The 21,668-nt window shown below is 65.8% G+C and carries 22 protein-coding genes; 3 read left to right on the top strand and 19 right to left on the bottom strand.

Annotation, left to right across the window (positions count from 1 at the left end; translation table 11 throughout):
• Window positions 1-5 precede the first annotated feature (5 nt).
• The 13 genes from gspN to Q0139_RS10665 form a co-directional block, all read right to left on the bottom strand.
• Window positions 6-734 carry a type II secretion system protein N gene (gspN, locus tag Q0139_RS10725; protein ID WP_298021427.1) on the bottom strand — a complete coding sequence of 243 codons (729 nt, stop codon included), beginning with the start codon at window positions 732-734 and terminating at the stop codon, window positions 6-8.
• The gene (gene gspM, locus Q0139_RS10720) at window positions 734-1,210 is read right to left on the bottom strand and encodes a type II secretion system protein GspM (RefSeq protein WP_298021424.1); all 477 of its coding nucleotides are present in this window, start codon (window positions 1,208-1,210) and stop codon (window positions 734-736) included. Before gspM ends, gspN begins: the two co-directional genes overlap by 1 nt.
• Complete coding sequence (gene gspL, locus Q0139_RS10715; RefSeq protein ID WP_298021421.1) at window positions 1,210-2,316, bottom strand: type II secretion system protein GspL; 1,107 nt, start codon at window positions 2,314-2,316, stop codon at window positions 1,210-1,212. The genes gspM and gspL overlap by 1 nt, the downstream gene beginning before the upstream one ends.
• Window positions 2,313-3,035 (bottom strand): type II secretion system minor pseudopilin GspJ, encoded by a 723-nt coding sequence (gspJ, locus tag Q0139_RS10710; protein WP_298021418.1) that lies wholly within the window; start codon window positions 3,033-3,035, stop codon window positions 2,313-2,315. The genes gspL and gspJ overlap by 4 nt, the downstream gene beginning before the upstream one ends.
• Before the next feature lie 11 nt (window positions 3,036-3,046).
• Complete coding sequence (gene gspI / locus Q0139_RS10705; RefSeq protein WP_298021415.1) at window positions 3,047-3,424, bottom strand: type II secretion system minor pseudopilin GspI; 378 nt, start codon at window positions 3,422-3,424, stop codon at window positions 3,047-3,049.
• On the bottom strand, window positions 3,411-3,884 hold the full coding sequence (locus Q0139_RS10700; RefSeq protein WP_298021412.1) for a GspH/FimT family pseudopilin: 474 nt from the start codon (window positions 3,882-3,884) through the stop codon (window positions 3,411-3,413). Before Q0139_RS10700 ends, gspI begins: the two co-directional genes overlap by 14 nt.
• A 22-nt stretch (window positions 3,885-3,906) precedes the next feature.
• Complete coding sequence (gspG, locus tag Q0139_RS10695) at window positions 3,907-4,377, bottom strand: type II secretion system major pseudopilin GspG (protein ID WP_298021410.1); 471 nt, start codon at window positions 4,375-4,377, stop codon at window positions 3,907-3,909.
• 5 nt (window positions 4,378-4,382) lie between these two features.
• Window positions 4,383-5,627, bottom strand: coding sequence for a type II secretion system inner membrane protein GspF (gspF, locus tag Q0139_RS10690; RefSeq protein ID WP_298021407.1), 1,245 nt, complete (start codon window positions 5,625-5,627; stop codon window positions 4,383-4,385).
• A complete protein-coding gene (gene gspE, locus Q0139_RS10685) occupies window positions 5,620-7,206 on the bottom strand; it encodes a type II secretion system ATPase GspE (protein WP_298021404.1) in 1,587 nt (528 codons plus the stop codon). Before gspE ends, gspF begins: the two co-directional genes overlap by 8 nt.
• Window positions 7,206-9,368 (bottom strand): type II secretion system secretin GspD, encoded by a 2,163-nt coding sequence (gene gspD, locus Q0139_RS10680; RefSeq protein ID WP_298021401.1) that lies wholly within the window; start codon window positions 9,366-9,368, stop codon window positions 7,206-7,208. The genes gspE and gspD overlap by 1 nt, the downstream gene beginning before the upstream one ends.
• Window positions 9,365-10,162, bottom strand: coding sequence for a type II secretion system protein N (locus Q0139_RS10675; RefSeq protein WP_298021398.1), 798 nt, complete (start codon window positions 10,160-10,162; stop codon window positions 9,365-9,367). The genes gspD and Q0139_RS10675 overlap by 4 nt, the downstream gene beginning before the upstream one ends.
• A gap of 151 nt (window positions 10,163-10,313) precedes the next feature.
• The gene (locus Q0139_RS10670) at window positions 10,314-11,060 is read right to left on the bottom strand and encodes an A24 family peptidase (RefSeq protein ID WP_298021396.1); all 747 of its coding nucleotides are present in this window, start codon (window positions 11,058-11,060) and stop codon (window positions 10,314-10,316) included.
• 101 nt (window positions 11,061-11,161) lie between these two features.
• Window positions 11,162-11,653, bottom strand: a complete 492-nt coding sequence (locus Q0139_RS10665; protein WP_298021394.1) for an SH3 domain-containing protein — start codon at window positions 11,651-11,653, stop codon at window positions 11,162-11,164.
• Window positions 11,654-11,765: 112 nt separating this feature from the next.
• Here Q0139_RS10665 and Q0139_RS10660 point away from each other — a divergent pair, with 112 nt between their 5' ends.
• Both Q0139_RS10660 and Q0139_RS10655 read left to right on the top strand, forming a co-directional pair.
• Window positions 11,766-12,755 carry a D-glycerate dehydrogenase gene (locus Q0139_RS10660; RefSeq protein WP_298021390.1) on the top strand — a complete coding sequence of 330 codons (990 nt, stop codon included), beginning with the start codon at window positions 11,766-11,768 and terminating at the stop codon, window positions 12,753-12,755.
• A gap of 59 nt (window positions 12,756-12,814) precedes the next feature.
• Window positions 12,815-14,119: an ammonium transporter gene (locus Q0139_RS10655; protein ID WP_298021388.1), complete on the top strand. Its 1,305-nt coding sequence runs from the start codon at window positions 12,815-12,817 to the stop codon at window positions 14,117-14,119.
• Between the two features lie 9 nt (window positions 14,120-14,128).
• Here the strand turns inward: Q0139_RS10655 and Q0139_RS10650 are convergent, their stop codons facing one another.
• From Q0139_RS10650 to Q0139_RS10635, 4 genes are all read right to left on the bottom strand, one after another.
• Entirely contained in the window at window positions 14,129-14,488 is a 360-nt protein-coding gene (locus Q0139_RS10650) for a hypothetical protein (protein WP_298021385.1), read from the bottom strand.
• 96 nt (window positions 14,489-14,584) lie between these two features.
• Window positions 14,585-15,988, bottom strand: a complete 1,404-nt coding sequence (locus Q0139_RS10645; protein ID WP_298021383.1) for a nitronate monooxygenase — start codon at window positions 15,986-15,988, stop codon at window positions 14,585-14,587.
• Between the two features lie 84 nt (window positions 15,989-16,072).
• Complete coding sequence (locus Q0139_RS10640; RefSeq protein ID WP_298021380.1) at window positions 16,073-17,212, bottom strand: glycosyltransferase; 1,140 nt, start codon at window positions 17,210-17,212, stop codon at window positions 16,073-16,075.
• Entirely contained in the window at window positions 17,209-18,081 is an 873-nt protein-coding gene (locus tag Q0139_RS10635) for an alpha/beta hydrolase (RefSeq protein WP_298021377.1), read from the bottom strand. Before Q0139_RS10635 ends, Q0139_RS10640 begins: the two co-directional genes overlap by 4 nt.
• Window positions 18,082-18,118: 37 nt before the next feature.
• Here Q0139_RS10635 and Q0139_RS10630 point away from each other — a divergent pair, with 37 nt between their 5' ends.
• Entirely contained in the window at window positions 18,119-19,516 is a 1,398-nt protein-coding gene (locus tag Q0139_RS10630; RefSeq protein ID WP_298021374.1) for a protein adenylyltransferase SelO family protein, read from the top strand.
• 9 nt (window positions 19,517-19,525) lie between these two features.
• Here Q0139_RS10630 and Q0139_RS10625 read toward each other — a convergent pair whose 3' ends face one another.
• Window positions 19,526-20,023, bottom strand: coding sequence for a hypothetical protein (locus tag Q0139_RS10625; protein ID WP_298021371.1), 498 nt, complete (start codon window positions 20,021-20,023; stop codon window positions 19,526-19,528).
• Window positions 20,024-20,093: 70 nt separating this feature from the next.
• Window positions 20,094-21,668, bottom strand: a 1,575-nt coding sequence (locus Q0139_RS10620) for a YadA-like family protein (RefSeq protein ID WP_298021368.1), incomplete at its 5' end; no start/stop codon positions are given.

Genomic DNA, 21,668 nt, shown 5'->3' with positions numbered 1-21,668 from the left:
CCGCCCTAAAGACTTCCGCTCACCGCCATCCGGAAACCGCCCCCTGATGGTTGCATCCCTGCCGCGATCAGCTGCGCCCGCGTCGCTTCGTCGCGCGGATTGACGACGATTTCCGCCTCGTAATCACCGCCCGTGCCGAGGCGCAGGTTGAACTGTTCCATGCCGCTGGCGCCGACCAGCGGCAGCAACAGCTTGCCTTCGTCGCACCGGGCGTTGCCGGTCAGCGTCTGCGGCAGCGAGAGCGGCCCCGTATCGGCGACGACCTGCGCCTGGGCCAGCCCTTCGGCCTCGGTGCAAAGCCCGCCTTCGAAATGCGCGGTCAGCCCCTCGAAAGCGATCGTGCCGACCGGCAGCGGATCGAACAGGCCGTTGGCGGGCAGGTTCGCGGTCATGTCGTCGAAATGAAGGTTGGCGCCGAAAACGCTGACCGATCCGTGAAACGCACCGGCCGCTTCATCGTCGACGCCATCGCGATCCATGCCAAGCCGGGCGCGGCCGATCAGCAGCGGGAAGAAGCCGATCCCCGCCTCGACATCGCCAAGGTCTGCAGAGCGGTATTGCGCTTCGACCAGCGCACCGTTCCAGATGCTCCCCCGCGCCTCGCGCGCGGCGAGGCCATAGTCGTCGAGCTGCAGCCAGGAGAGGCCGAGCCGCAGCGGGATCAGCACGATGAACGCCAGCACGAACATGCACACGAAGAACAGTGTCCGACCGAGCGGCAATCGGAACCTCATCACGCGCCTCCCGTAAAGACGACTTCGACCGAGAGCGTCTCGTCCGAGTTGGGCCGCGCAGTCAATTGCGCCACTGTCAGACCGAGCCGCGTCTCGAGATCGGCGACCCACGCGAAGAACGTCTGCGGCCGCACCGCTGCAATCGCGACACGCACGCCGTTTGTCCCGACCGGATCGGTGTCCGTCACTGTGAAGCCGGTGCGAACGGCTTCGGCGGTCACGAGATCGGCGATGCGCCCGGACGGCCTGTTCCCGCCCGACGCGCGGACGGCATCTATTGCCTCTGCGCGTGCCTCGACCTGGGCGAGCGCGATCACGGCGCGATCGTGCCGCGCCTTCTGCTCCGCCAGCGCGGAATCTAGCGGGCGCACGATCAGCAACCAGGCTAGCACGACAGCGGCCAGGCCGCCGCCTGCGAGGAGCAAACGCTGCTCGCGCACCGTGCGTGTCCGCCACCAGCCTTTCAGTCCGTCCATCATGGCGCCGTCACCGTATATTCGCCGATCTGCCGCCCGCCGGCATCGCGGATCACGCCGGGAGAGACGATGGCCCCTTCCTGCCCCAGCCGCTGTTCGAACGCCGTCAGTTCGGCCGTGCCGGGCGCGGCGACCGTGATCTGCATGCCGCCGTCGGAGGTATAGACGAGCGATTGCAACTCCGCGCCCGCCGTCTGCCGGACGGCGGCGAAGACCGCCGCCGAAATCGCGCTATAGCCGGGCCCGCCGCCCACTTCCTGCAGCCGCTGGCGAAGCTGGGCTTCGGGATGGGTGACTTCGACGACGCCGGGCAATACATCGCGCGCACGCTCGGCCGCTTGCCGCTCGAGCGCGTCTGCGTCGAAGCTGTAGCGCATGATCAGTGTCAGCTGGATCAGCAGCGTGACGAGCAGGATGAACGCGCCCATCAGCGCCAATCGGCGCACGAGCGGCCAATCGACCTTCCAGCGGCGGCGGCGCGCGAACTTGCCCTGGCGCAGGTCCGCGACCAGCGGATCGAGCGCCGCAGGAAGCGCCGCTTCCCAGACATCGCCGTCGATGCGTTCGGGTTTCTCGTCGCCGATGAGAAGCTCGGCCAGTTCCGGTTCGGCGGCAAAGGCGCGCCGCATGCCGCGAACATTTTCGACGCCCGCCCGGCGGAAGGTCCGCAGCCCTTCGGCCGGCGGCACCACCAGCAGCGATTCGGGCACGACATGTTTGGGATCGAAACCGAGCGCCTGTGCTTCCGTCAGCCATTCGACCATCTTCGCATCGGCAACGAGCACCATGCAGCGTTCGAACTCGCCTTCGAATTGCGGCCCGACGGCGACATGCAAACTGTCGAGCGGCTCGGCGCTGACATCGGCCGCCATGAGCCGCGCCGCGCCCTCCGCCTGCGCCGGGGCGAGATGTTCGGGCAGCTCGATCCAGTGGATCGCCGTCTCCGTCCCCGGCACGACGAGGATCACCGTTTCCGGTTCCTCCTCGGCATCCTGCGGCGGAATATCCTCGAGCACCGTGCCGCGCTGCACGATCTCTGTATCACGCAACCGCATCCAGCCGGGCTGCGCGCCGACGAACAGCAGGAGCCTGCGAACCTCGCTCATGCGCCGCCCCCGACCTGGATCAGCTGGCGCACCGGCCCCAACCCCTCGATCACGACGACGAGTTCGACGGCGTCGGGCAACATGCTTTCGCGTTCGGGGTCCCAGCGTTCGCGCATCTCTCCGTCGTGGCGATAGCGGATCGAAACGCCCTCGACACCCTGGACGAGCGTCGCGGCAGGTAGCGGTTCGGCGCCGTCGACAAAGGGATAGGCGCGTCTTTGAAGTTCGCCGTCGCTCAGCAGGTAATCGACCTTCTGGAGCGAGGAGCGCGGCGCATCGTCGTAATTGCTCCAACCGCGGCGCACGAAGCTGAACAGTATGTCGCCACCGCTGCCGTCCCCACCGCGAAAGGCGAGTTGCCGGGATCCAGCCTGGTCGCGCGCCGCGCGCGGGGCAATCTGCCCGAGATCGTTGGTGAGCGAGACGTTCATGCGGCGAATGGCGTTCATGTCTGCCAATGCCTCACCGGATGCCTCCTGCGTATCGACCGTGAATGCGAGCAGCGACACGCTGGCGGCCGAGATCACGCCGAAGATGAAGAGCGCAATGATCAGTTCGACGAGGGTGAAGCCCGATGATCCTCCCCGGCACGGGGAGGGGGACCGCGACGCGAAGCGGCGGGGTGGGGGGGCCCCTGCCGATAGCGATTCGCTGGTGGCGGGTGCCCCTCCACCAACCTTCGGCTGGTTCCCCTCCCCGTTCCGGGGAGGAATAGCCACGCCAACAAACATCATAGCGGCGCCGCCCGGAACACGGTGAGCGCCCCCGCAGGCTGGCCCGCTTCATCGGCGACCGCGATGTCGATCTGGAGAATGCGGCTCTCCGGCGATTCACCCACCACGCGCGTCCACCGCCACGCCCGGCCGCCATTGACCTCTTCACCTGTCTCGGTGCCCTGCGCAGGGGGGATCGGATCGGTCAGCGCCTCGACCGCGATATTGCGCGCGACGATCTGGCCGAGCGTCCGCTCCTGCACCGTGCCGGCATTGGTGACCGTCACGGTGTTGAGGTTGAGCAGGGCGAGCGCGGCGATGCTGAACACGGCGAGCGCGACCAGCATTTCGAGCAGCGTGAAGCCCGCTTCGCCCGATCGATCAGCCTGCGTCATTGCCGCCCACCATGATGCTGCCATCGGCCCCGATCGCGACCGGGACGGTATGCCCGTCACGGGAGAGCGCCACGTCGAGCGGGCCGTTGAGCCCCGTCATGTCGAATACGATGCGCGTGCGACCCGCCTCGCTTTCGGCACCCTGCGCGACGCTAACCGCCGCGCCCTCGGGCCATGTGCGTTGCTGCAATGGCGGCTGCGTTTCGGGCAGCCAGCCCTCGCCGTCATACCGCTCGAAACCATATCCCTCGGGCGACACCCACAGGCCGATGTCCCGCGATTCCGCGATCGCCAGCTGCTGCGCCGCTCGCGCCCGCGCGGCAAAGGCCTCGCCGCCATCGACAAGGCTTTCGCGCGGATCGCGCATGGTCAGCACCACGGCGCTCGACAGCAGGCCGATGATGACCAAAGTCACCATCAGCTCGGTCAGGGTGAAACCCCGCTCGTCGGTCCGAGACATGGCAGGCCGAAGGGAAATGCCTCTACTCCCAATTGCCGATATCGGCGTTCTCATTCTCTCCGCCGGGCGCATTGTCGGCGCCGAGCGAATAGATATCGTACGCCCCGCCGCTCTGCCGCCCCGGCATCTCATAGCGATAGGCATTGCCCCACGGGTCTTCCGGCAGACGACGGATATAGCCGCCCTGCCGGTAGCGCTCGGGCCGCGTCAGATCCGTCGGCGGCGCCGTCAGCGCGTTCAGGCCCTGCTGCGTCGTCGGATAGGCCATGGTGTCGAGGCGGAACTGCTCGACCGCGGACTCCAGCGTGCTGATATCGGCACGCGCCTTGGTGTTGTTCGCCTGGTCTGCGGCGGGCAGGACGTTGATGATGACGACCGTTGCCAGCAGGCCGATGATGACGAGGACGACCATCAATTCCATCAGCGAGAAGCCGTCTTCGTCCGGTTCGGCATTCCAACGGGCAACAAGGGTTCGGGTAACAAAACGCAACATGGGGATCAGCCTCCGGCGGCTAGGGTGTTGAGCTGCAGGATCGGCAGCAGGATGGCGAGGATGATGAGCGTCACGAATGCGCCCATCACGATGATGATCGCAGGTTCGAGCAGCGACAGGGCGCTGGTCGTGAAGCTGTCGAATTCGCGTTCGAGATAGTCGGCGGCGCGTTCGAGCATGATGTCGAGCCGGCCCGACGCCTCGCCGCTCGACGCCATGTAGACGAGCAGCGGCGGGAAGACGCCGGCGCGCTTCAGCGCCACGGACAGGCTACCGCCCTGACGAATCGATTCGGTGACGTCTTCGGTCGCTTTCTTGAGCACCGAATTGTTCACGGTGCGCGCCGTCAGCGCCATACCTTCAACGAGCGGCAGACGGCTCTGCACCATTGTCGCCAGCGTCCGGGCGAGCCGGGCGGCGTGGAGGTCGCGGATCAGACGGCCGACGAACGGGATGCGCAGCAGATAGCCGTCGAAGCGAAACTTGAACGCGCTCTCCTTCAGCCCGCGCCACATCCCCAAGACGGCGAGCGCGAAGAGCAGCAGCAACGCCCACCACCAGTTGGAGAGGAAATCCGAAAGACCGATGACGATCCGCGTCAGCAGCGGCAGTTGCTGCCCGACGCTATCGAACTGCTCGACCACCTGCGGCACGACGAAGATCATCAGCGAGATGACAACGATAATCGCGACGAAGGTCAACATGATCGGATAGGCCAGTGCCGAGAGCACCTTGCCGCGCACTTCGGCCTGCCGCTCCTGCAGATCGGCGAGCCGATCGAGGATCGTCGGCAGCGCTCCCGAACTTTCGCCCGCCGCCACCATCGCGCGGTAGAGAGCAGGGAAACTCGTCTTCTCTACCTCCATCGCGCGGCTGAGCGAGCGGCCTTCGGTCACCGCGGCATGGACGCTGTCATAGACGCGACGCGGTACATCCTGCTCGGCCTGGTTGGCGATCGTCCGCAGCGATTCCTCGAGCGGGCTGACCTGGATCAGCGTCGCGAGCTGGCGGGTGAACAGGGTGAGTTGCTTCGGGCTGAGCTTGTTGCGGAGGTGGATCTGGCGCGAGAGCAGCGGTGCGTTCCCGTTCTCGTTGGCCGCGCGCGGCGCCCGGCCCGCCGGTTCGATCCGGACGACGAAATAGCGCCGCGCATCGAGACGGGCGCGCGCGTCGTCGATCGACTCGCCGCTGACCGAGCCGCGCTTTTCGCGGCCCGCCGTATCGAGCGCCAGATAGTCGAAGCTAGGCATTGTCGAGCTCTATCTCCGCCGCGCGCGCAACGCGCACCGCTTCCTCCGCGCTCGTCACGCCGTCGCGCACCAGCGCGTGCGCCGCATCGCCGAGATCGGGCACGCCCGCAAAGGCGTGGCGCGCGATCTGCGTCTCGTCCGCGCCCTCATTGATCAGCCGCCGGATCTCGTCGTCGATGCGGATCACCTCGAACACGCCGATCCGCCCCTGATATCCGGTCTGCGCGCATTCGGCGCAGCCCTTCGCCTCGTAAACGGTCGCGCCCGGTTCCACGCCGGTCAGCGCGGCCATCGTCGCGTCGGCCTGCGTTGGTTGCTTGCAGTGCGGGCACAGCTTGCGCACGAGCCGCTGCGCGATCACCGCGCGCAAGGTCGAGGCGAGCAGGAACGGCTCGATCTTCATGTCGCGCATCCGCGTGATCGCGCCGACGGCGTCGTTGGTGTGCACGGTCGAGAGCACGAGATGCCCGGTCAGCGAGGCCTGCACCGCGATCTCTGCCGTCTCGCGATCGCGGATTTCGCCGACCATCCAGACGTCCGGATCCTGACGCAGGATCGCGCGCAGACCCGTGGCGAAATCGAGGCCGACCTTGGTGTTGACCTGCATCTGCCCGACGCCCTCGATCGCATATTCGACCGGATCTTCGACGGTGAGGATATTGCGGCTGCCGTCGTTCAATAGCTGCAGGCCGGCATAAAGCGTCGTCGTCTTGCCCGAACCCGTCGGCCCGGTGACGAGGATGATCCCATTGGGCTCGGTCAGCGCCTTGCGGAAGGTTTCGTCGACGCGCTTAGGCATGCCGAGATCTTCGAGCCCGATGCCCGCCTTTTCCTTGTCGAGGATGCGCATGACGACGCGCTCGCCGGCGCGGTTGGGCAGCGTCGATACGCGCACGTCGAGCTGCTTGCCGCCCAGCGTCAGCGCGATCCGCCCGTCCTGCGGCAGGCGGCGCTCGGCGATGTCGAGCCGAGCCATGACCTTGATGCGGCTGACGATCACGGGGGCGACATGGGCGGGCATCCGCAGCTTCTCATGCAGCACGCCGTCGACGCGCATCCGGACGACAAGGCCCGTCTCATAGGGCTCGATATGGATGTCCGAGACGTTCTGCCGCGCGGCGTCGGCGATGATGCCGTTGATCAATCGGATCGCCGGGGCGTCGTCCGAACTGTCGAGCAAATCGTCGGCCGTCGGGATATCGGTCGCGAGATGATCGAGATCGGACGCGCCGAGCCCGCTTGCCGCGTCCGCCCGCGCCTGATCGTCCATCGCATAGCGTTCGGACAGGATCGCATCGAACCGGTCGGCCGGCACGAAATCGACATCGAAGGGCCGCGACAGGAATCGCCGCACTTCGAGCAATGCACGAACGTCCTCGCCCTCGCGCTGCGCGATTTTGAGCCGCTCGCCCTCGGCCTCCATGATGACGACGCCGAACTTGCGGGCAAAGCCATAGGGGATGTTGATCGGCAGGCTTTCGGCGGGTTCTGCCGCGGCGACGGTTTCCAGCGTCAGCTCGTCGGCGATCACGGCGGGATCGACCGTTGCCCCCTTTTCGTCGCCGCGACGGACACGCATCAGTCTTCCTCCGGCGGCGGCACGGGCACCTGGCGCACCGTCGTCGTGGTTGAATTGACCTGCGGCACGATCAGCTCGGGGTCGACCGGATCGGGAATGGCCGGCGGGCGGCCGGGCGGCGTCACGCCCATATATTGCCGTACCAGCGTGTCGATGCTCGGCTCGCGGTCCGGGTTGGCGAGGAACTGCTGCGCGCGGATATAGCCGTAGCGGCGCTCCATCACCTCACGCCGGTCTTCGGCCGAACTCAGGATCGTCGGGCGGATGAACACCATCAGGTTGGTCCGGACCCTGGATCGCGCACGCGAGCGGAAGAGTTCGCCGATGATGGGGATGTCGCCGAGCAGCGGGATGCGCTGGATCGTGCGGCGTTCATTGTCGTCGAGCAATCCGCCCAGCGCGATGATCTCGCCGTCGTTGACGGTAACCGTGGTGCGGATTTCGCGCTTGTTGATGATCAGCTCGTTGAAATCGTCCGACACCGGCCCGGCGACCGAACTGACTTCCTGTTGGATATCGAGGCGGATCGCGCCCGAAACGTTGATCTGCGGCGTGACGATCAGCTCGATACCGACATTCTGGCGCTGGATCGTGCGGAAGGCGTTGTCGAAATTGTTCGACAGCGCTTCGCCCGTCGAAACCGGGATTTCCTGGCCGACAAGAATGCTCGCTTCCTGGTTGTCGAGCGTCGTGATCGACGGCGTCGAAAGGACATTGGAGTCGGTGTCTTCCTGCACGGCGTTCAGGATCGCGCCGAAGATGAAATCGCCTGCGGTGGCGGCAAAGCCCAGGAAACCGCCCCGCGCGCCGAGCGCCGCGCGCGCGGCGTTCTCGCGCAGCAGGTCGCCGACGCCGGAGTTGGTCGTCGTCGTCACCACATCGCCGTTGATGACCGTCGTCGTCTGGTCGAGATCGTCGGCGAGCAATCCGCCGGCAAGATCGAGGATGTTGGGGGCGACGTTCGAATAGTTCGTCACGCCGAACGGCGCATCCTCGCCACCGAAAAGGAACTGGACGCCGAGCTCGCGCGCCGCCTGCTCGGAAATCTCGACGATGATCGCCTCGACGAGCACCTGGTCGCGCCGGGTGTCGAGCTGGCGGACCAGTTCGCCCAAAGTCACCTGCATTTCCGCCGGTGCCGAAATGATGATCGCATTCGCGCCTTCGTAACCGGTGACGATCACCTCCTGCCCGGGCCGCGTGAACGTGCCGCCGCCACCGCCGCCCGATGACGCCGCCGGTGCCGCACCGCCGCCATCGCTCCCGGCCCCGCCGCCATCGGCGTTGGGTGCGGCCTGACCGCTCGACGTCGCCGCGCTGACGGTGTTCGACAGCGAAGACTGGCCGGTGAGCCGCTCGAGCACCGGCAGGATCTGTTCCGCATCGGCATATTCGAGGAAGATCACCCTGATCTCGGTTCCGCTCGCCGCGCGCTCGTCGAGATCGCGCGCGAGTTCGGCAAGCCGCGCGACGGTCGCCGGATCGCCGCGCAGCAGCAGCGAATTCGAGCTGTCGACCGGCACGACGATGGCGGGCGTCACCGCACCCTCCCCGCCCGTCGTCACCAGCGCCTGCAGCGACTGGGCGATCTCGCGCGCCCCGGCGTTGCGCAGCGTGATCATCGTGTTCGAGGTATTGTCGACGTCGATCTGCCGGATCAGCGTGCGGATGCGCCGGACATTGTCGGCGAAGTCGGCAATGACGATCGAGTTGCCGGCCGCGTTCGCCGTGATCGAACCGTCGGCGCTGACCAGCGGCCGCACGGTTTCGATGGCCGAAGCGGCCGGGATGTTACGCAATCGGAAGATTTCCGTCGTGAACGCGTTGTTGGAATAGGCCCCCGCCGTCGGTTGCGAGGCCGCGCCAGCCACCGGCTGGATGCGAAATGCGCCGCCCGCCGTCGGCACGGCGATGAAGCCGTTGGCGCGCAGCGTCGACAGGAATATCTCGAAATATTCGGACCGCGACAGCGGCCGGTCGGTCACCACGGTCACCGTCCCGCTGACATTCTGGTCGATGACGAAGGTGCGCCCGGTGACGCGGCTGGCATCCTGGATAAACGCCCGGATATCCGCATTGCGCAGGTTGAGCACGTGCTGCGCCTGCAACGGCGTCGCGAAAACCATGGCGACCATGGCAAGGAACAGACTGATACGCTTCATTGACTCACCCTTGCGCGAAACGACGTCACATCGCCCCCGCGTTCGACTTGGACTTCGGCGTTACCCGCCAGCTGGTTCGCGAACCCCGCCGCCTGCTCCATATCCTGAATACGCTGGCCGTTGATCGAAATAATGATGTCGCCCGGCTGGAAGCCCGCGCGCGTCAGCGCATCGCCATTGGTCGGCTGGACGATGATGCCGGTCAGCCGGTTGCCTTCGCGGCGCGGCGAAATCTGTGTTCCGCCCGCAAGATCGCGCGCCGAGACGGCCCCGTTCGATGCGGAAGGCGCCGCCGGCCGCGCCTGTGCGGGTTGGGATGCTGTGGGCGCCGGAGGCGGGGCCGATGCCGACGAGGGATTGGTCGCCGTCGCCCCGCCCGACTGGTCGAGGAAAATCTGCTCGCGCGCGCCGTTGCGGGTGATCGTGACGAAATCGAAGCCGACCGATTCGAGGATGACGCCGGGCATGATCTCTTCGCCGACCAGATAGCTGTTCTGCTCGCCGTTCGGGAGCGCGATGATCGCCGACCCGCGGCCCGAAGCCCGGTCCTCGCGCACGCCGAACAGGCCGATATCGAGCGACGTCACGACGAGCGTACCATCGCCCTCGAGCCGGAAGAATGGATCGAACGTCTCGAAATAGCCGCTGTCGGGCGTGGAAAGCGCTGGCAGGCCCGCATCGCTGCGCCAGTCGCCCAGCGGCCCGACCGGGGTCAGCACGGCCCAGACCAGCCGCGCGCACTGCACGGCCAGCACGGAGAGCAGGATGATCTCCATGACCGAATAGACCGTCATGCGCGGCAGCCTTCGCAAAAGGCGTTGCGCACGTGCATCGAGCGATAAGCGCATAAAGTGTCCCCGAAGCCCGCTCGGCTAGGCGCCTTATGTTACACAGCGGTGACGGTTTTGGAACGGTTTCAAGACGTTTATGGGAAAGCGCCGCCCATCAGCGACCGAGTGCGGCGTAGAATGCGGGCAGTGCAAGCCATAGCGGCCAAGCGGCGGCGGCCAGCATCGCACCGAATGCCAATTCGGAATCCCGTCGCAGCGGCTTGCCGGCCATGCGCAGCGTGATCGCCGCCATGATACCGAGGACACTGGCAGCCAAAAGGACGAACGGCAGGACCAGCCCTCCCAGCCAGGCACCGATCGCCGCGAACAGCTTGGGATCGCCCCCGCCTAGCCCCTCCCTGCCCCGCAGAAGCCGGTAGGAAATCCGGATCGATTGCAGGCCGAGATATCCGATCGCGGCGCCGAGCGCCGATTCGAGGGGGCTCGGAGGTCCGGCAAGAAAGGAACAGGCCAGGCCCATGAGAATAAGCGGCAGGACGATTCGATCCGGCAGCCAGAAATGGCGCATATCGAGCAGGGCAAGCGCCAGCAGCATCCACCCGAAAGCCGCGCCCGCCAAACCGATTTCCGAAGGACAAGCGTAAAGCGAAACGCCGCCGATCAGCGCGCCAAGGATCTCGCTCACCCAATGATATGCGCCGATCTTGGCGCCGCAATAGCGGCATCGTCCGCGATTGAGCGGAAAGCTGATGATCGGGACGAGATCGCGCGCCGCCAGCGGCTTCCCGCAGGAATCGCAATGCGATCGACCTTTGGCGACCGATTCGCCGCGCGGCCAGCGCGCGACGAGCGCCGCGATGAAACTGCCGAGGATCGCGCCCAGAATTGCACCGCCGGCCACGCGCCATGGAGGCGGGATCGCGGCAAAATCAAGGAAAGGCGATACCGCTTCAAGCGGCATGGCGCGCGTCGAGCGGCCGGGACGCGCTCACGGTCATGCGATCAATCGACGCGCTCGTCTTCGTCGACGCCGTAGAGATGGCGCGTCTGGACGAAGCCGGACCTCCCGCGCACATCGAATTCGCACCAGCCGCGCCGGCAGTTGCTGATGCGTCCGACGACGCCCGGCTCAGCCCGGTAGCGGACCCGCGCGCCGCGCTCCGGGGCCGCACGCAACGGGCGGATATCGCCGGTGATCATCGCCGTGCGGTCGGCGCTGAGCAGGTTGACCAGCATCCAGCCCTGCGTCCCGTCCGGATCCTCGACCTTGCGCCAGTTCTGATAGACTTCGACCACACGGACCGGCAGGCCCGAACGCTGGTAAAGCCAGCTGATCGGAAAATTGCGCCCCGGTCCGGTGCGCATATGCGCCCTGCTGGCGGTGATCGAAGCCCAATAAGGCGTTTCGCGGTCCTGCGCGCCGGCCTGCTCGGGAACCACGCACAGCATCGCGACAAACAACGCGAAGAGCGTCGCAATTCGTGAAAGACGCATGAAAGAAACCCCCGGACGCAAAGCAACGCGGTGGAAATAGCCCCATGCGCGCCCGTGATTCAAGCGCAGATCGGCTTGACGCCTTGTCGCGCACGCGCCAATCCGGCCCGCGATGGCACAAGGCAAGGCTCCAAGGACGGTCGTTACCCGCAAGCTTCCCGACATTGTCGAGACGCGTATGGCGGAACTGTTCGACGTGCGGTTCAACGCGTCCGACGTGCCGATGACGAAGAACGAACTGTGCGCCGCCGTCGCCGAGTGCGACGTTTTCGTGCCGACAGTGACCGACGATATCGATGCCGACGTTATCGCTGCGGCGGGGCCCGATCTCAAGCTGATCGCCAATTTCGGCGTCGGCGTCGATCATATCGATCTGGCCGCCGCCCGCGCCAGGAACATCCCCGTGACCAACACGCCCGGCGTGCTGACCGAAGACACGGCCGATATGGTGATGGCGCTGATCATCGCCGTGCCGCGCCGTCTCGCCGAGGGCGAGAAGCAAGTGCGCGCCGGCAGCTGGAAAGGATGGGCGCCGACCGGCATGCTCGGCCACCGCGTCAACGGCAAGCGGCTCGGCATTATCGGGATGGGGCGGATCGGCCGCGCCGTGGCGCAGCGCGCGCGCGGTTTCGGGATCGAGGTGCACTACCACAATCGCCATCGCCTGCCCGATCCGGTCGAGGAAGAGCTCGGCGCGACATTTCGCGACGATCTCGATACGATGCTGACGGATATAGACATCCTGTCGATCAACTGTCCCTATACCAGGGCGACGCACCACCTTCTCGACGAACGGCGGCTCTCGCTGCTGGGATCGGAAGTCTATGTCATCAATGCGGCGCGCGGAGAGATTATTGATGAACAGGCGCTCGCGAACGCGCTGAAGGCCGGAAAGATCGCGGGTGCCGGGCTCGATGTCTACGAGGACGAACCGCGGATTTGCGCCGATCTGCTCGATCTCGACAATGTCGTGCTGCTCCCGCATCTCGGTTCGGCGACGTTCGAGGGGCGCGAGGCGATGGGCGACCGCGTCATCACCAACATTCGCGTCTGGGCCGACGGACACCGCCCGCCCGACCAGGTGCTCGAAGGCTGGGCGTAAACGCTAAAAAAACCACTTTGATTTAGGACGACGGACGAAACGAACCGAAGGATTTCGCCGTGGCCCCCAAATCGCGCATGTTGGCGCTCGCCGCTCTGACGCTATTGCCCACCTACCCGGCACACGCCGCAGCCGGATTGCCGGCGCCCGTGATGATGAATTCGGGCGACGCGGCTTGGGTAATGGCAGCCGCGATATTGGGTTTGATCGCCGTTGTCGCAGGCCTCGGCCTGCGCTTTGCCGGACTGGTCCGCGCGAAGAATTTCGTTTCGATCTTCGCCCATATCTTCGGTGTCGCGGCCGTCGTTTCGCTGCTCTGGATCGGCATCGGCTATTCGTTGGCCTTTGGCGAGGGCAACAGCGTCATCGGCGGCCTGTCGCTGGCGATGATGGGCGGGCTCGGCGCGGTTTTCCCGGGATCGACGGTGCCCGAGAGCGGATTCGCCTTCTTCCACATGGTCTTCGCGATCTTCGCCGCCGTGCTCCTCGTCGGCGCCTGGGCGGAACGCGCACGCTTCGGCTGGGCCATCGCCGTCGCCTTTCTCTGGACGCTGGTCATCTACGCGCCCGTCGCACACTGGATGTGGGGTCAGGGCTGGCTCTCCAACCTTGGCGCGTTCGATTTTGCGGGCGGCCTCGTCGTCCACCTTTCGGCCGGCGTCTCCGCGCTTGTGCTGACGCTTCTCGTCGGCAAGCGCGCGGGCCTCGCCGAGGGCCCCATCGCGCCGCACGGACCGGCGATCGCTTTGGGCGGCACCGCTATCCTGTGGGCCGGGTGGTTCGCCCTCGTTGGCGGCGCAGGCGCAACGGCCGATTTCAACGCAGGTGCGGCGATGCTCAACGTCCAGGCCTCGGCCAGCATGGCGGCGCTCGTCTGGGCCTTTGCCGACAAGCTCAGCAGCGGCCATAGCAGCGCCACCGGCATCGCGACCGGCGCTCTCACCGGCCTCGTCGCCATCTCTGCCGCCGCCAATGTCGTTGGCCCGGCAGGCGCCATGGTCATCGGCTTCGGGGCAGCCGTCGCCGGCCGGATCGCGATGTCGCTCGCGCGCAACCTGTTCAAGGCGGACGATCCGCTCGGCATCTTCGCCATCCACGGCGCTGCGGGCGCAACCGGCGCACTGCTCCTCGCGGTGCTGATGGCCCCGCTCGCCGGCGGTGTCGGCTATCCCGAAGGCGGCTCGATGATCGCACAGCTCATTGCGCAGGTCGTCGCCGTTGCCGCCATCGCCCTGTGGTCGGCTTTCGCCACGGCCGCCATCGCCTGGCTGGCGGGGATAGTTTTCCCGATGCGCGCCAGCGAAGAGGCCGAACAGGCAGGCCTCGACCTGTCCGATCATGGCGAACGCGCCTGGAACGGCTAGCAGGCCGGCTCACCCCGTCGAAAAAGCGCGCCAAGCGACATAGCCGAGAACGGGAAGCCCGATCAGATCGGCAATCGCGATCGACCGCAAGGTCGCGGGCAAACCATTGGCCATAAAGATGACGAGGAAGGCGATCATCGACAGGGCGGTCGTCACGGTCGCCAGTTTCCTCACCTCCGGCACGAACATCGCCCAAACGCATATCAGCACGATCACCAGGAACAGCGCCGCCCGGTGGTGGAGCAGCGCAAAGGCGGGATTGTCCGGCGGTACGCCATAGAGGCGGGCGATCAGTCCTGGCGCCGCGAGCGCTGCCGCCGGCGGCGCATGGAGAACTGCCAGCACCAGCCAGGCAAGCTTCTCGATCATCGGCGCTCCACGTTTCGCATCGAAGCGCACCTATCGTCGCATATCCGTACCGGCAATGACCTCTCGGGTCATGGAACAGGACCGAGCGGGCGCCGGTCAGTCGCCGGTCTGGATCCGGTCGACGAGCTGCTGCACGGTCGGCACGAAGCCGTTGGAATAGAACGGGTCCTTCTTGAAATTGAAGGCATTGTGCCCGGCGAACATCAGATTGTGGTCCGTCGGCCCGCCATGGACGATATCCTGCAGCGATTTCTGAATGCAGAAACTGCGCGGATCGGCGAGCCGGCCGGTCGTGTTGTTGTCCTTGTCCTTCCATGACGAGAACTGACACTGCGACAGGCAGCCCATGCAATCGGCCTGATCCTTGCGGATAAAGGCGGCTTCCTGCGGTGAAACGAACACCAACGTATTGTCGGGCGTCTTCAGCGCCGTGCGGAAACCCAGCGCATCCCATTCGCGCGCGCGAAGCAGGTCGCCGCGCGTGACCCAGAAATTCTTGCCCTTCACACCGACATCGAGCTGATATTGATGATCGCCGGCCGCTTCGCGCGAAAAGGCGATCTGGCGTTCGGAGCGCGCTTCCAGATTCTGCAGGAAATCGTTGTAGACGGCCGAGGAATAGAAGCCCGTCGGCGAGAATTTGTGGAGCAGGATATCGCCTTCGTCGAGCGTCGGCAGCGTGTCCTTCCACGCTTGCGGAATCGGGCTTTCCTGCGTCAACAGCGGCCGCGTTCCATATTGGAAGGCGACCTGGCCGAGCTCTGGGTTGTCGATCCAGTCGGCCCAGTCGCGCAGATACCAGACACCGCCCGCCATCACGATCGGAAGGTCGTCCGAAATACCGCCCTCGCGCATCGTTTCGCGCAGCGCCTTGACGCGCGGATAGGGGTCTTCGGGTTCTTCCGGGTCTTCGGCGTTCGACAGGCCGTTATGTCCGCCCGCCTTCCATGGGTCCTCGTAAACGACCGCGCCAAGCCACTCCGCTGCCTTCGAATAGGCGCGCTTCCACAGCGCCCGGAACGCGCGCGCGGAACTGACGATCGGCAGATAGCTGACATTATACTGCGCCGCGATCTCGGAAAGCTTGTACGGCATGCCCGCGCCGCAGGTGACGCCCGAAACCAACCCCTTGGTCTTTTCGAGGACGCCATGGAGCACGCGCTGTGCGCCGCCCATCTCCCAGAGCACGTTGATGTTGATGGCACCCCGGCCGCTGGCGATTTCGAACGCCCGGCGGACCTGATCGACGGCGCCGTCAATGGCGTACTGGATCAGCTCTTCGTGCCGTTCCTTGCGCGTGTTGCCGTGAAAGATTTGCGGAATGACGCGGCCATTCTCGTCATAGCTGTCGGCGTTGACGGCGGAGACCGTGCCGATCCCGCCGGCCGCCGCCCAGGCGCCGGAACTCATATGGTTCGACGCCGCGACGCCCTTGCCGCCTTCGATCAGCGGAAGCACCTCGCGCCCGCCGTAATTGATGGATTGCAACCCTTGAAACATGCAGCTTAGCCTTGCTGTTTGGTGCGATATAGGAAATTTCGGACCGGCACGCGAATATTTTGTCAACGTCCGTACATCAACGCATCAGCGCGCAAAAAGATCGTTGCGTTCCAAAGCATCGCCGTAAAGCGCCCGATACCGTTCCAGCATCGTCCGTTCGTCATAGTCGGAAACGGCGCGGGCGCGGTTAGCGGCTCCGACGGTTTCACGCAAGTTTTGCGAGGCCGCGAGCGTCTCGATCGCCTGCGCCAGACCGGCCGCCCCGCTATCGGGCGGAACGATGAACGGGGTGTTCGGCTCGGCGACCATGTTGGCGATATCGCCGACGGCGGGCGCGGCGATCGGCAACCCCGCCGCCATCGCCTCGACGACCGAAATCGGGAATTGTTCGCTCTTCGATGACAGCGCGAAAATGTCGAAATGACCGACATAGCGCCATGGCCGATCGAGAAAGCCCGCCAGCAGCACGCGATCCGCAGCGCCATGATCTTTCACGGCCAACTCGATGGCGCCCCGCTCGGGCCCCTCGCCCACCACGACCAACCGGATATGATCGGGCAGCGATGCCACGGCGGAAACCAGGCGGGGAATGTCCTTCACTTCGCGCAGGCCGGCGATCGTTCCGACCACCACCTCGCCGGGCCGTCTTTCGAAGCCGGGGATCGTCTCGGGTTCCGGCGGAGCGGCATAGCGTTCGACCGCGATACCGTTGTCGATGCGGTCGATCCGGCCATCGGGCTGTTTCCAGCTGGAGTTTGCGATTTCCTCGAGCGTGCGCGACGGGACGACGAGGCGATACAGCGTCGGAAAGGCGAAACGGCGATACCAGTTGCGCGAAACCTTGAGGCCGTCCGCTTCGTCGACGTTGAAGCCGTCCTCATGATGGATAATCGGCGGCAGCCCCTTTCCGAGCCGGTGCGCCATCACCCCGTCCATCGCGCCCCAATTGTAGCTGAGAACGAGATCGAAGCCGCGCATATAATCGGCCAGCGCCTTGAACCGCGCTCGTCCCGGGCGTCCCGCCAGCGGCGGTGCGTCCTTGGGAAAGTCGACAGCAATTCCGTCGGCAATCGCCTCGCGCGCGCCGAGAGCGTCAGGCATGGCGCTGACGATCGTGTGCGCCGCCCGGTCGCCGAAATCGTTCATGATCTGCACGGCCCGCGCCTCTTTGCCGCCAAGCGAAAAGGTCGAGTGGAGGTGCAGGATTTTTACAGGTGCGGTCACGCAGCAGTCCCGGTTTCGACCCTGCGCAAAAGACGGTCGATAGCCTCAACCGCTTCGGGTTCGTCGAGCACAGGGGCGTGACCGACATCGGGAATTACCGCAATATCGAGATCGGGCTTGCGCCGCTGCATCTCCGCCGCCGTTTCGGCCGACAGAATATCCGATCGTTCGCCCCGCACGAGCAGCGTCGGCACGTCCTTCAGTTTGTCGAAGCCCGACCACATGTCGAACCCCGATTCGCCGCCGGTAGCCTTCATCGGCTCGGCAATCCGCATATCGTAGTCGAAACCGATCCGGCCCGACGGCATCACCTTGCAAAGACGTTTTGCGAAGGCGAGCCAATCCTCGAGCCGCCAGTTCGGATAGGCGTCGTGAAACCCTTCGCGAAGATGCCGCGCGGCGTGCATCCAGGTCGGAAACTGCCCGCCCTTGCCGACATAGGTTCCGATCTTCGCCAATCCCTTTTCCTCGATCGCGGGACCGATATCGTTGAGCAACGCGCCGGCCAATCGCTCCGCCCGCGTCGCCGCCATCAACATCGTGATGATCCCGCCCATCGAGGTGCCGAAAGAGACGAAGCGATCGATCTGCCTGTCCGTCAGGAAAGCCTCGATATCCTGCACATAGGTCAGCGGCACATAGGCCAGCGGATCGGGCGAAACCGCACTCTCCCCCCTGCCCCGCATTTCCAGCGCGAAGAGCCGCCAATCGCCCGCAAGGCGGTCGGCAACCGGCTCCCAGTCGCGCGCATTGCGGGTGAGACCGTGGAGGCACAGGATCGGCGGCCTGTCTTCGCGCCCGGCATAGGCGCGATAATGCAGGCGCAGGCCGTCATTCGACCACCAGACTCCATCGGTAAATTCCGCCACGGTTGCGACCTCCTGCCTTCCACCCCCATATCGAACGATGATGCCGACACCGCAACCATCTCCCTACCGCCCCGAAAAAGCCATTCATGAACTGGGAGGCGACTTCTACGATCCTGTCGAAGCCGCCGATTTTCCCAGGCACGTCCTGCGCTTCCGCAACGATCGATGGGCGTCCGATGTGGGGCTTGACGACCTGAGCGACGAGGAGTGGCTGGCACATTTCGGCCGCTTCGATCCATTGCCAGAAACGCTGCCCGAGCCGCTGGCGCTGCGCTATCACGGCCACCAGTTCCGCAGCTACAACCCCGATATCGGCGACGGGCGCGGGTTCCTCTTTGCGCAGATGCGCGACAGCCGGGATCGGCTCATGGACCTGGGTACCAAGGGATCTGGGCAGACGCCGTACAGCCGGTTCGGCGACGGACGGCTCACCCTGAAGGGAGGCGTGCGCGAGGTACTGGCCACGGAAATGCTCGAGGCGCTGGGTGTCGAAACGTCGAAATCCTTCTCGCTCGTGGAGACGGGCGAGGCGCTCGAACGCAATGACGAGCCCTCGCCGACGCGCTCTTCGGTGCTGGTGCGCCTCAGCCACGGCCATATCCGGATCGGCACCTTCCAGCGCCTCGCCGCGCTGCGCGAGCCCGAAAACATGACCGCGCTGATCGCCTATTGCCTCAAACGCTATTTCGGCGAGGAAGCAGGGGACGACGCGCCCGAACGGCTGCTCGGCCATGTCGTGGCGGGCGGCGCGAAACTGGCGGCCTCCTATATGGCGGCGGGCTTCGTCCATGGCGTCCTCAACAGCGACAACATCAACATCACTGCGGAGAGTTTCGACTACGGCCCCTGGCGCTTCACACCGAAATGGGCGCCCGCCTTCACCGCCGCCTATTTCGACCACAACGGGCTCTATTGCTTCGGGCGGCAGGCAGAGGCGATTCATTGGGATATCGCCCAGCTCGCCGTTTCGCTCCGGCTCATATCGGAGGCCGAACCGCTGATCCCCGAGGTCGAAAAGTTCGGCGAACCCTACCAGCAGGCATTCGTCGAAAAGATGTTGGGGCGGCTCGGCGTGAAATCGCGCGGAGCGGACGAAGATATCGCGCTCCTAAAGGCGCTCGAGCCGGCGCTGGCCGAAAGCGGCGTCGAGATCGACCGCTTCTTCTTCGACTGGCGCGGCGGCGCGCGGCGCAAAGCCTCGCCTGCCGACGGGCACTATGATGGAGAACAGTTCGCCCGGTTTCGCAAGCTGGTGGAGGCCTATGCAGGCGAGACGCCTTCGCATCCCTATTGGGACGACGACGCCCCGTGCTCGATGCACATCGAAGAGGTGGAGGCTATCTGGAGCGCCATCGACGAGCGCGACGACTGGGCGCCCTTCAACGACAAGATCGCCGCGATGCGCCGGATGGGAGACGCGATATGCGGCCCGTGACCCGCTCGGCTAGCGCGTGTCTTCGGGCTGCATCGTCGTCATCTCGACGGGTTGCAGGCTGACGCCATAAAGCCGCCAGTCGCCGTTCGACCATTGGAAGAACAGGTCGAACTGAACCGCGACGGGCCGCAAGCCGAACAGACCCTGGAGCCGCAGCACGTCCGCCGACACCATGGTCGGCGGTGCGGTGAAGGTCGGGCCTAGCAACAGCGTGTTGGACAGATCGATACGCTGTTCGCGGATGCCGCGAAAAACTTCCGCCAACTGGGCCGCCGAATTCTGCACCTGGAATCCCGTCGCGCCTATGTCGCGCAGGACCGAATAATTTCCCGAGGTATTGGCATGGTGGATCGCCGCCATCGTGCTCCAGATCAGTCGCGTCAGCTGCAGCTGATCGGGCACGGGCAAGGTCGGGTTGGCGGTCGTCCGCGGATCGCCCTCCTGCGCCACTGCGGCATGGGGCAATGTCAGCGCCGCGGCAGCGGCGGCGAGAAGCAACTTGTTCATAATCCCCCTCATACGCAAATGGGCCGGGGATTTGCACCCCGGCCCATTCTTTGCCTGCTATCGAAGCGGTTTACCAGCCAACCTGGAAACCGGCGCGTGCGCCGACTTCGCCGCTGTCGAACCCGGCACCGACGCCGCCGGTGAAGGCGGCATTCTCGCCGACCCGCGCGGAGAAGGAGATCGAGCCGGCCGCACGGTCGTCGAAGTAACCGATGCCGCCCGAAAGCGCGATCGACTGACCCGGCATCAGCATCGGCGTATCCATCGCGAGCGCGAGAGCGACACCCTCATTGGCCCGGCGGATATCGCGGCGATTCTGGTCGGTCAGGTCGAACAGGGTCGTCGTCTGGCCCTGCAGCGTCGTGATCGCGCTGCTGTTGGCTGCGATTGCCGCCTGATTCTGCGCGACCACCGCATTGCTGGCGAAGCCTGCGCTGGAGCCGAGCGTACCGTTGCCGTCGACCGTGACCACCGACAGCGGACCGGTCTGGACGCCATTGCTCGTTCCGAGCCCGGCGATCACGACCTGGCCATCTGCGGTTGCCGTCGCGCCATTGCCGATGGCGACCGAATTGACACCCGTCGCGCTGGACTGGTTGCCGATCGCGATCGAGCCGTTGGCCGATGCCGTGGCGGCTTCGCCGACCGCAACCGCCCTGACACCGCTCGCCGTGGCGAGATGGCCGAGAGCCGTTGCGCGTTCGGCGGTAGCGTTGGCGCGCCATCCATAAGCCGTTGCACCCGCGCCGATGGCCGAGGACTGACCGCCCACGACCGTTGTCGAAGGGCCAGAGGCAATGGTCGAGAAACCGACCGCACCGTCGCGATTGCCACCGATGGCGATCGAGTCGCCACCGGTTGCCTGTGCGGTGTTGCCAATGGCCACCGAGTTCGAACCGGATGCAACCGAGTCTTCGCCGCCGGCAAAGCTCTGGTCGCCCGAGGCAGTCGACTGGTGACCGACCGCCGTACCCATGGCGCCGGTTGCCCGAGCCTGCCAACCGAGCGCGGTGGCGCCCGGCGTGCTGGCGATGCTTTCGCCGCCGACCGCGGTCGTCGAGTTGCCCATGGCGTTCGCCGCGTCACCGATGGCCAGCGCATCGATACCGTTGGCGATCGATTCGTTGCCGATCGCAGAGGCATTGTCCGTCTGCGCATCGGCATTTTCACCGACCGCTAGCGAACGCACGCCCTGCGCCGTAGCGAGGTGGCCGAGCGCCGTGGCGCGTTCGGCCGAAGCGGCAGATCGCCAGCCGACCGAAGTCGCGCCCGGACCGCGGGCGACAGATTCACCGCCGAGCGCCGTGGTCGAGTTGCCGTCGGCGAGAGCCGTATCGCCAAGCGCGAGAGCATCAATGCCATTGGCACGCGACTCGTTGCCGATGGCGGTCGAAAAGTCGCTCTGTGCGCGGGCCGCCTCGCCAATGGCGAGGGAACGTGTGCCCCGCGCAGTAGCGAGATGACCAAGCGCCGTCGCCCTTTCGCCGTCCGCAACGGCACGCCAGCCATAAGCTGTTGCGCCCGGGCCGCGGGCCAGCGCCTGGCCACCGACTGCCGTCGTCGAAGGCCCGGTGGCGACGGTCGCCCGTCCACCGGCACCATCGCGGTTGCCGCCGATGGCGATCGAATCGCCGCCGGTCGCGCG

This window comes from uncultured Parasphingopyxis sp. (genome assembly GCF_937129435.1).
GTDB lineage: Bacteria > Pseudomonadota > Alphaproteobacteria > Sphingomonadales > Sphingomonadaceae > Parasphingopyxis.
The sequence above is the reverse complement of the archived record's forward strand: the minus strand, read 5'-3'. Positions and strand labels throughout refer to the sequence as shown.